The sequence below is a fragment of the Hyphomonas sp. CACIAM 19H1 genome, assembly GCF_003325995.1.
In the GTDB taxonomy this organism is placed as follows: Bacteria; Pseudomonadota; Alphaproteobacteria; order Caulobacterales; family Hyphomonadaceae; genus Hyphomonas; species Hyphomonas polymorpha.
Genome location: NZ_CP016437.1, coordinates 2,369,399 through 2,378,630, shown reverse-complemented (window position 1 = coordinate 2,378,630; position 9,232 = coordinate 2,369,399). Strand labels below are relative to the sequence as shown.

Sequence of the window (9,232 nt, the reverse complement as noted above, 5' to 3'; positions counted from 1 at the left end):
AACTGTCCGCTTCGCGCGTTGAAAACCTCCGCCTCTGGCTCGAAAGCCAACTGGCCCAGCTGCCCGCCCGCAGCACGCTCGCAGATGCCATCCGATACGCGCTGGGGCGTTGGACAGGCCTCACCCGGTTCCTCGATGACGGCCGCATCGAACTCGACACCAACCCGGTCGAACGCGCGATCCGCCCGGTCGCTCTCGGCCGCAAGAACCACCTGTTTGCAGGCAGCGATGGCGGTGCTGAACGATGGGCCATCCTCTGCTCGCTGATCGAAACGGCGAAGCTCAATGGCGTCGAACCCTATGCCTGGCTCACCGATGTCCTGAGACGTATGGCCGATGGCCACCCGGCCAATCGGATCGGCGAACTCCTGCCATGGGCTTGGAAAGCGGAAAATCCCGTCAAGACCTGACATCATGTGTCGCCTCCGGACGGATACGTTCGCTCTCGCCCTCCCGGGTTCGCTCTCGTGTCCCCTGCTCCGCACTGCATTCATTTGCCCCGCTTTGCAGGAGCGCCCGATAGGTCGCCAGCTGATTTTTCCTTTCCCTAACGCGGTTCCAGCCTGGAACTGTCACTTCGCGAAGGGAGACTAGACGTGCCACTGAGAAAGAAAGTCCGGTGCTCCGCTCCCAGATCCGGATCTTTACGGATGAATTGAAAGCCGGATAAAGCACACGGCGTTGGATGCGGCGTGGACGATTTCAACTGCGATGCTTACCCCTCGCCAGCGGGCTCAACGGTAATTGAACGCCTTCATTCTGGAACAAAGTTCTGGCCGCGCAGAACGACACAGCAGACGTCCTTCGGTGCTGGAAAATATCTCGCGAACGCCTTGTCGCTTGGACAAATCCTGTGCGCGACCACACCAAAAAGCCCCGGAGATTCTTCCGGGGCGGCTTTGCTTTTGGAAGATTGCCCGTCTAGTCGCGCGGGTTTCGGAAAACAGGAAATCCGGCGCAGCAATCTCCTGATCGCTGACGGCAATCGTCTCTCTGTTTTTCTGGTTTCGGCTCTTTGGCGAGCGAATGATTCTGCGGTGTCAGCACGGAAGCCGAGTTACCGCACATTCAGATCAGTTGCCCTTGCCTTGCCCGCCATGATGCTCAGCCCGCGCCGATCCAACGACGCATAAGGCCGGATCATTTCGGTCGAAGTCGAACGCCGGGCGCTCCGCCATTCGTGAACTCAACCCCCGCCTTGGCGAAGGCGTCGATAATCGACGTCAGGGTAGACACCTTGGTCGCGTCCAGAGTCCCTGCCATTCTTTCTAGCCGTTTGATCGTTTCGACAGAGAGACCCGACTCCCCGGCCAGGTCGGTCTGGCTCCAGTTCAACATCGCCCGGGCAGCTCGCAATTGCGCAGAAATCATAATTGCACTTTTTGTGTATTTAAAGGTTCTTTTTAGTTTGACACGTTCTCGATAATGGATTACCCAGAAAGTGTAATTCCATCCGTAACAGATTCTGGTCGCGCTGCCCATATTCTGCGTGAGCGCTGATTATCATCTGCCGGGTATTCCGTTCTCAGCATCAAGCTGAAACGCAAAACATGGCACCGCAGGACTTATGCATACTCAGATGCAGATTTCTTTCTGAGGGAGAGCTCAATGGGGAAAAAGACATCGGCAGCTTCCGAAGACAGAGCTGAACGGCGCCGGACGCTGGGGGACTTCAGCGATGACGCAGAAAGCGCCCTTACAGATCTGGATGCCGCGCTGACAGCAGCAAGAGCCTTGGTGGACCTGACGCTCGCTGACGGTGGCGCAGACGATGGCCGGACGCTATACAAGCGGCTGAACGCCCTGGAATATGTGCTGCGGTGTGCCGGCTCTGCGGAAGACGTATTGTGGATAGCGGTTGACCAGATGAGCATGTCGGTTGACCGAGAGGCGCCCGCACCCCTCTCCAACTGATAGAGCCCGCCCAAACTCGAAGGCCTTCAGAACACTTTTTTCAAGCGATTTGTTCCGCTCACTTTCGATCGGCACGCGCTGCGCCGCTGTGTACTTTAGGTTCGGTGTATACCGGACCGTCCTCACACTCCGGCCGGGCTATTCCCAAAGAGCGGCAACTCGGAAATGTCCGGACTTATGTGGCAAGCACACTAAGCCTGCCGCCGGTTCCAATCCCTGGAAGGGGCTGGAAATAATTAGGGTGTTAGTCCTTTGGTTGCTCTGGCCAATCCTCGGGCCGGCGGAACTTCCGCTCTCCGGCAGCCATATAGTCCTGACGAAACTCGCGCAGATCGAAAGTCAACCAGACGTGATCCTCATAAGTGGTTCCGTATTGATCGTGGTATGAGATTAGTACGCCAATCTCATACCAAGAGAAGCGGCCCTTATCGTCTGCCGAAGTGGTCGAGAATCTAAATTTGGTCGTTTGTCCCGGCCCAAGGATGACGCGACCCCGCGAAAATTGATCCCCTATCCAATGCCAGCCGCCGCCCTTTTTTGGGCCAGAAACGGTTGCCATGCGGTTGGTAATGATGCCCGGATTCTGCCCGCAATTTCTGAAAGAAATATCGACCGAGCCGCTTTGGCGACCGTCTTCAGCGGTCCAGTACGTATTATCAGCGGAATCGTAGAGGATGTAGGGGCGAAGCTGCCTATCACCGATGGTCCTGGTTGCAGCAAGAGTATCCGAAGCTGCATCCGCAGTGCGGCGAGCTTCAAACAGGACACTGCGGGTTTGCCAAACGGTAATGCCAACAAGTATCACACCGATGGTAGTGACAATCAGAAGCGCGACAGCGGACCAAGCCATCCACCGCTGCGCTATAAGATCGGCCTGATCTCCATATTGCTCGGGGTTATAGGTTTTCGGGCTAGTCTCTGGGGGAGCAAGCCCGATCACAACAGGTGGTTTCACCTGTGCGCCTTCTTGGGTAGCGGCGCCGTAATGGGAGTGGGCCTGATAGCGTTGATCGGCTTCCTGGCTGGAGCGTAGGAAAGCGCTAACCAGAAACATCGCGACAATCGCAACTACTGCGAAATACGCTGGTCCATTACCCCCACCGCGATCAGACATTGCAGCAAGAACGCGACCGAGAAGCCGCCCCGTGCGATCTTGTTGTTAAGATTGCGGTCATTCTCATTAATCCCCAATGCCGCCAGCTTTCTCTGCACGTTGGGCGTAGGTTATCCCTCGCCTCTTCCGTTCTGCTTTAAGCAAATTCTCGACTAGAGTCTCAAACTCTTGATTGATCGGATCGTCTTTGCGGATCATGACCTGAGACCCGTTTGGTCCTGCATTTGAATGGAGAGTCTGTCGTAACGGACACAGACAATGCGCAAGAGCAAATGTACCGACGAGCAGATCATTGCGATCCTGGCTGAGCAGGAGCGTGCCATGGCCACAGCGGATGTGTTCCGACGGGACGGGATCAGTTGCGTCACCTTCTACAAATGGAAGTCGAAGTACGGTGGTAAGGACGTTGCCGATACCCGCAAGCTGAAGACGCAGGAGACCGAGAACGCGCGGTTTAAGAAGCTGCTCGCTGACAGCATGCTCGAAAGAGAGGGCATCGTCATGAACCACAAGAAACTGAGGCGTCTCGACAAAGAGAAAGGCCTGTCGGTGAAACTCCGACGAGGTCGAAAGTGCGCTACTGGAACGCGTGAGCCCATGCCGGTGCCAGACGGTCGAACGAAGCGCTGGAGCCTCGACTTTGTGTCCGACGTGTTCGGCCCCGCCCGGCGGTTCCGCATGCTTTGCGTGATCGATGACTTCACCCGGGAATGTCTCGCGCTCGTCGCCGACACTTCGATCTCAGGTGCCCACATAGTACGGGAGCTCGATCGAGCCCCAGGCGAGATTTGTCCGGCCGGCAATGCTGGGACAGCCGGGAACACCTTTCTTGGTGAGCAAGGAGCATGCCGACGGAAATAAACAGATGGGAATTTTCTTCCAGCGATAGTAATCTTGGGCAGTATGAGCGATGTAGAAAAACAATGGATACTCCCGGCCTCAATCCCATTTCCGGAATTGAAGGGCCGGGATTTGGAGGAAAGCCTGTACTGGCTCTTAGACGCAATGGGCGCCAAGGACCTCGAGTGGCGCACGGGCGGGAGCGGCGGCGGCGCATCGGATGGCGGCCGCGACCTTGAAGCACATTTCTACGCTCCGACGGCAGACTTGGAAATGGAGCCGCAAGTCTGGTGGGTGGAATGCAAAGGGCGAAGTGGAACTGTTGAACCGGACGAAGTAAAAAGCGCGGTTATTAATGCGCAGGCCAGAGGCGACCTGGACTATGTGGTCATCGCCACCAATACCCAGTTCTCCAATCCCACCCGCGACTGGGTAAAGGAATGGCAGAAGAAGAATCCCAGGCCGAAGGTCAAGCTGTGGGACGGCAGTCATCTGGAACGGTTGTTGTCGCGCCATCCCGATGTTGTGTTGCGGCTATTTTCCGAAGCGCTCAGCCTTGATGGGCAGTTTAAGGCGCTCGAATCGCGGTTTTGGAACAAGCTCGAGTTTGTCTCCTCTCCCATCTTGAAGAAGCTTTGGAAGGCCCGCACAGAGACCAAGCTCACGCCTTCTGGCGGATTCGCTCTTGTTGTAAACGAGTTCGCCAATGGCAGCATAACACATCGGCCCTGGGGTGCTATTCTTGATGCGGCATCTCTTGTCCAAGTGCTACATATAGGTCTGGTGAATGTACCTTACTTGATGATGCGCGCTTCTAAGACCGGTGTGGAGCAGACGCCAATCATTCGGGCTTTTGCCTATTTGATATTGCGCGCAATCGACCTCCTACCTGCTGAGAGCGTCGCAGAGCTGGTGATCGACTCCATTACGCGCGGCGAACAGGACAAGTTTCCAGAAGATGTTCAAGCCTATCTGCTGATGCCGATCGCTGATCAACTCCTATCGGAGATGCAGGATGTCTGCAGCGCGGACTGCACGCGAGTGAGTTCATTCAGACGTACGACACTGACTGAGCATAAGGATGAGATAGACGAATATTGGCAGCGGCTTGAAGCTGCCGGCAGGGAAGTGGCTGAAGAACCAGACAAATACCTGCGTCTCGAAAGACACGATGCACCGTGCCAGGTGGGTTTCGCCGTCGATAAAGAGCGCGGTTGCCCGCTATTCGATGCGGAGCCGAGTGTACAGCATTTTGGCGAACTGCTGGCCATCCTAAAGCGGGTCGCAACGTACCGCAAAGATCAGGCTACGGAGAAAAGGGAGGCTGACGCTGCGAGACGTCAGGCACGAGCCGGATAACATGGGATCGTCTACACTACCGGATAATTTTGAGGTCGCGCCCGGTTACAAAGTAACTGACTGGACCTGTCTCACCTTGGACGAACAGAATTCCTCGCCGGAGGACTGGGCTGCAGCCATTTCAATTCTCGACGCGCGCATTCGGTCCCGCTTTGTCGAACCGGCGCAGTTATTGATCGATTCAGATATTGGCAAGGCGCGCGGCACAAACGGTTTTGCAGTACTCGCCATCGATTTTCTGTTGATCGAGACTATCGAAGGATTTCGCCGCGGGCTGACCAGTCATAACGGCAAGAGCAAAGTGCTCTTCCAGGCATTTTTGACGAGCTGGCCAGCCTTCACCGCATGTGTGCCCGCCGACAAAGATGCAGGGAAACTAGCAGTCCGTGTGTTTGAGCAAGGCCGCTGCGCACTCCATCATACTGGATCGACTGACCGTATCATCGTGAGAAGGTGGGGCGAGCTTTTTGTGTTCCACGATGATGGACGGATCGAAATAAATCGCAGCCTTCTGCACAAAGAATTGACCAAGGCATTCGACGACTATCTCGCCGCGCTGAACGATCCGGCAAATACGGACCTACGCAAGAAGTATAGACAGAAGATGGAGCACATCTGCTCGTGACGGAACGTAGCGATAGTCTCATCAGAGAACTTCAAGAGTTGCGGGACAGAAGTCCGGCAGAGGCGCTCCGCCGGGTGGACGAGTTGGACAAGACGCCGAACGGCAGGGCCACCGCTGCAATCATTCTAATCGATTGCGGAGATGCTCTTGGCGATCTCACGTCGGTGAGTCGCGGCGTAGATATCCTTGAGGCCCTATCGGCGGAGATCGCTTTCAGTCCCGATATTGCATACAATTTGGCCAACGGCCTACAGCTTCGCGCACGGCATTCCGACGAGTCTAAAACGTCCTTTTGCGGTCAAGTCGCAGATGATCGTTTTCGAGCCCGCGTCCATTTTGGGGCGGTGATGAATGACACTTCGACGTCACTGGCGACTCAATCACGAATGCTCACAAATATCGGGATTTTGTTCCTAGAAACGCATCGGTGGGTTGAGGCCCTTGATTGCTTTCAACACGCACAGTGTATCCTGCCGACTAACGCGGTAGCGGCTTACCAGGAGATGCGGCGCTTGATGTCGCTGGCGAATCTTTTCTTCCAAAACGAAGAAACTTACAGGTCCTATTGCCATGTCGATGCACTGTGCCAGCGCGTTCGATACTTGGCGTCAGTCATTTCAAAGAACTACGACGTTTTCGAGCAATTTGCCGGGACGTCCGCACTGCCTGAGGTACAAAAGGCGGTGGAGCAGGCACTGACATTCGATGAAGTGCCTGCGAAACCCATAGATAACCCGTACTTCTCGTTTGTTCGCCGCAACAATATCGCACTGTCCCTCCATTGCAGCACCGAGGAATTTTCGTCCGGTCGTTTCGATCTTTTGACTATCCCCCATGTCCACACGAGCTTGCTAGATGAGTTAGGCGTCCCTGAAATTTTCGCCATGATCAACGTCATGAAGGCAGATTTTGCCTTTGCCAGACAGGTTTTCTTTGAAGTTCGCGGGGACGACGCCGATACACCGTACTTCGAAACCACATCTCACGCGGACACTCTGGATTATGCCGTTTACGGAGTTAGGTACTCAGCGCTGACAACAGCACAGCGCATTGCATTCGATATCCTCGACAAAATTTCTGTCGCCATAGCCTGCTATTTGAAGCTTCCGAAGGCGCAAAAGACATCGTTCATCAACATCTGGGGCAAGCAGGAAAAGAGTTTCATCTTGTCGGGACCAGTTGAGGCCGAACTGATTGGCGGCAATCAACCGCTGATCGCACTCTTCAACATCTTCCAGGACGTCTCAAGGCATGAAAACCTGGGCGACGGCTTCATGGGCGCCCAGAAACATTTTAGGAACTCGTCTACCCATCGATTCACTGTGCTTCATGACATGGGACGCGACCATTCATCGAAGTCGTCGGCCATCAACCACAATAATCTTGAAGATTTTGAGCAGCTGACGCTTGCCTCGTTGAGGCTTGCAAGAGCAGCGCTCTTTTATTTCGTCGATTTTATCATTTTCTCTGAGCGCAACAAAGACAACGCACAGGGTGCATTGGCCTTAACTTCTGAGGTGCCGGACCATGATTACATCAGAGGCCGCAGGGAATAAGTTTACCAGACTATACGCAGTGCCATCGAGTGTTGCTTCAATTGATTGGTAGCTGTCCGCCTTTGTTGGCGGAAACCTGCCTGTCCAGATGCGGCCCATAACCCGTTCATGCCCAAGCCTGTTCGCGATCTTTACCCCCCGCCACACATGTGACTCCTCATTCCTAGTCCAGGGTGTAAATCGCACAGTCATCGATAGGTTTAGAGGTCACACGCCACGCCCCTTCGGGGCGCTCAAAAGGCGCACGGGGCTCTAAAGGCGCAGCGATGTCTGACAGGATTGCGGTACGCGGAGCATACGAACCCTTTGGACTTTGCGCACGGAAATGGTAACGCTGTACCGTAAAGTGATAGCTGCCGCCACTAAGGGAATCGGACCGACCACCAGCGCTCATATGGTGCGTGTCTGACACAACTCCATCCAATCGCGTCCATTTAGACGCAAGCACACAATCCGCCCACGGACACCATCAAACACTTGTTTATAAACAATATTTCTGAGTATCCATCATCGGGGCAACGGAAAAGCGATAGTCGAGGTCTGCCTGCATGCGGCAGACTTCTGCTATCTCCGGGCCTTGCGCGTCAATGCCCGGCCTTCAGATGGGCTGCCTTGATCTTCTTCGCCAGCGACCATTTGTGCACTTCGGTGGGGCCATCATAGATGCGGAAGGCGCGCACTTCCCGGAAGAGCTGTTCCACGATGGTATCGCGCGAGACGCCCAGCCCGCCCATCACCTGCACGCAGCGGTCGGCCACCCGGAACAGTGCCTCGGAGACGGCCACCTTCGCCATCGAGCTTTCGACATTGCCATTCTCGCCCGCGTCCAGCGCGTCGGCGCACCAGTCGATCATCAGCTCGGCCTGTTTCAACTCGATCTGGTTTTCCGCCAGCATGAAACCGACTCCCTCATGATCGATCAGCAGCTTGCCGAAAGCCTTCCGTGTGCAGGCATACTCTGTCGCAGTTTCCTGAGCCCGCGTTGCCACGCCGTGCCAGCGCATGCAGTGGGACAGCCGCGCCGGCGCGAGGCGGATCTGTGCATAGCGGAAGCCTTCGCCCGGATTGCCCAGCATATCCGCCTGCGGAACACGCAGGTTCTCGATCATTACCTGCGCATGGCCGCCCGGCATGGAGCTGTCGATGGTGTCGAGCAGCCGCTCGATGCGGATCGCAGGGCTCGGCAGGTCGACGAGGAACATGCACGCGCCTTCTTCTGCCTTCGCCATGACGATGCCGACCGAGGCGCCGTCTGCCCCGGTGATGAAGGTCTTGCGGCCATTGATCACCCAGTGATCGCCGTCTTTCACAGCGGTGGTCTTCATCATTGAGGGGTCAGACCCTGCGCCGTCTTCAGCGGCCGGTTCGGTCATGAAGAAGGCCGAGCGCGCCTCGCCGGAAACGAGCGGTTCCAGGAAACGCGCGCGCTGCGCTTCGGTGGCGACCTTGCCCAACAGGAACATGTTGCCTTCGTCGGGAGCGCCGGTGTTGCATGCCACCGGGCCGAGCGGGGAAAGCCCCGTCTTCTTCAGAACATGCGCCGTGCCGCGCTGGGAGAGATGGCTATGGTCGGGCAGGATATGCGGCGTCATCACGCCCGCTTCCCGCGCCTTGTCGCGCAGCTCCTTCACCAGTTCCGGCGAAGGGCCATGTTCTTCCAGGCGCGGATCGCGCTCATATGTGGCCACCACTTCGCGCACGAATTTCTCGACGCGTTCGCCAATCTCTATGGCGAGGGCCTGATCGGGGTAAGACATGGTGCCGCTCCTTCTGCCGGTGAATTCTGCGCAGACCTATGGCATCCCCACGCGCCCCTTGCACCCC

At 56.2% G+C, this 9,232-nt stretch carries 10 protein-coding genes and 1 pseudogene; 7 read left to right on the top strand and 4 right to left on the bottom strand.

The window, feature by feature from the left end:
- A partial coding sequence (locus BBF93_RS11065; protein WP_162786519.1) for a transposase occupies positions 1-410 on the top strand: 410 nt, incomplete at its 5' end.
- Between the two features lie 282 nt (positions 411-692).
- The gene (locus BBF93_RS19525) at positions 693-1,133 is read left to right on the top strand and encodes a hypothetical protein (RefSeq protein WP_162786518.1); all 441 of its coding nucleotides are present in this window, start codon (positions 693-695) and stop codon (positions 1,131-1,133) included.
- A gap of 7 nt (positions 1,134-1,140) precedes the next feature.
- Here the strand turns inward: BBF93_RS19525 and BBF93_RS19945 are convergent, their stop codons facing one another.
- A complete protein-coding gene (locus BBF93_RS19945; protein ID WP_114105931.1) occupies positions 1,141-1,371 on the bottom strand; it encodes a helix-turn-helix transcriptional regulator in 231 nt (76 codons plus the stop codon).
- 237 nt (positions 1,372-1,608) lie between these two features.
- Here BBF93_RS19945 and BBF93_RS11055 point away from each other — a divergent pair, with 237 nt between their 5' ends.
- Positions 1,609-1,914 (top strand): hypothetical protein, encoded by a 306-nt coding sequence (locus BBF93_RS11055; RefSeq protein WP_114105930.1) that lies wholly within the window; start codon positions 1,609-1,611, stop codon positions 1,912-1,914.
- 244 nt (positions 1,915-2,158) lie between these two features.
- On the opposite strand, the gene BBF93_RS11050 is transcribed toward BBF93_RS11055, so the two are convergent.
- Both BBF93_RS11050 and BBF93_RS20065 read right to left on the bottom strand, forming a co-directional pair.
- On the bottom strand, positions 2,159-2,869 hold the full coding sequence (locus BBF93_RS11050; protein WP_162786517.1) for a DUF2160 domain-containing protein: 711 nt from the start codon (positions 2,867-2,869) through the stop codon (positions 2,159-2,161).
- A 113-nt stretch (positions 2,870-2,982) separates the two neighbouring features.
- Positions 2,983-3,126, bottom strand: coding sequence for a DUF6471 domain-containing protein (locus BBF93_RS20065; protein ID WP_370454379.1), 144 nt, complete (start codon positions 3,124-3,126; stop codon positions 2,983-2,985).
- 160 nt (positions 3,127-3,286) lie between these two features.
- Between BBF93_RS20065 and BBF93_RS11040 the strand changes: the two are divergent.
- From BBF93_RS11040 to BBF93_RS11025, 4 genes and pseudogenes are all read left to right on the top strand, one after another.
- Positions 3,287-3,796 (top strand): annotated as a pseudogene (locus tag BBF93_RS11040) (transposase); the annotation flags it as partial.
- A gap of 135 nt (positions 3,797-3,931) precedes the next feature.
- Positions 3,932-5,227 (top strand): restriction endonuclease, encoded by a 1,296-nt coding sequence (locus BBF93_RS11035; RefSeq protein WP_114105927.1) that lies wholly within the window; start codon positions 3,932-3,934, stop codon positions 5,225-5,227.
- Positions 5,228-5,303: 76 nt separating this feature from the next.
- Positions 5,304-5,852 carry a hypothetical protein gene (locus tag BBF93_RS11030; RefSeq protein WP_162786516.1) on the top strand — a complete coding sequence of 183 codons (549 nt, stop codon included), beginning with the start codon at positions 5,304-5,306 and terminating at the stop codon, positions 5,850-5,852.
- Positions 5,849-7,408 (top strand): LA2681 family HEPN domain-containing protein, encoded by a 1,560-nt coding sequence (locus tag BBF93_RS11025; protein WP_114105925.1) that lies wholly within the window; start codon positions 5,849-5,851, stop codon positions 7,406-7,408. The genes BBF93_RS11030 and BBF93_RS11025 overlap by 4 nt, the downstream gene beginning before the upstream one ends.
- A gap of 584 nt (positions 7,409-7,992) precedes the next feature.
- Here the strand turns inward: BBF93_RS11025 and BBF93_RS11020 are convergent.
- The gene (locus tag BBF93_RS11020) at positions 7,993-9,165 is read right to left on the bottom strand and encodes an acyl-CoA dehydrogenase family protein (protein ID WP_114105924.1); all 1,173 of its coding nucleotides are present in this window, start codon (positions 9,163-9,165) and stop codon (positions 7,993-7,995) included.
- Between the last annotated feature and the right edge of the window lie 67 nt (positions 9,166-9,232).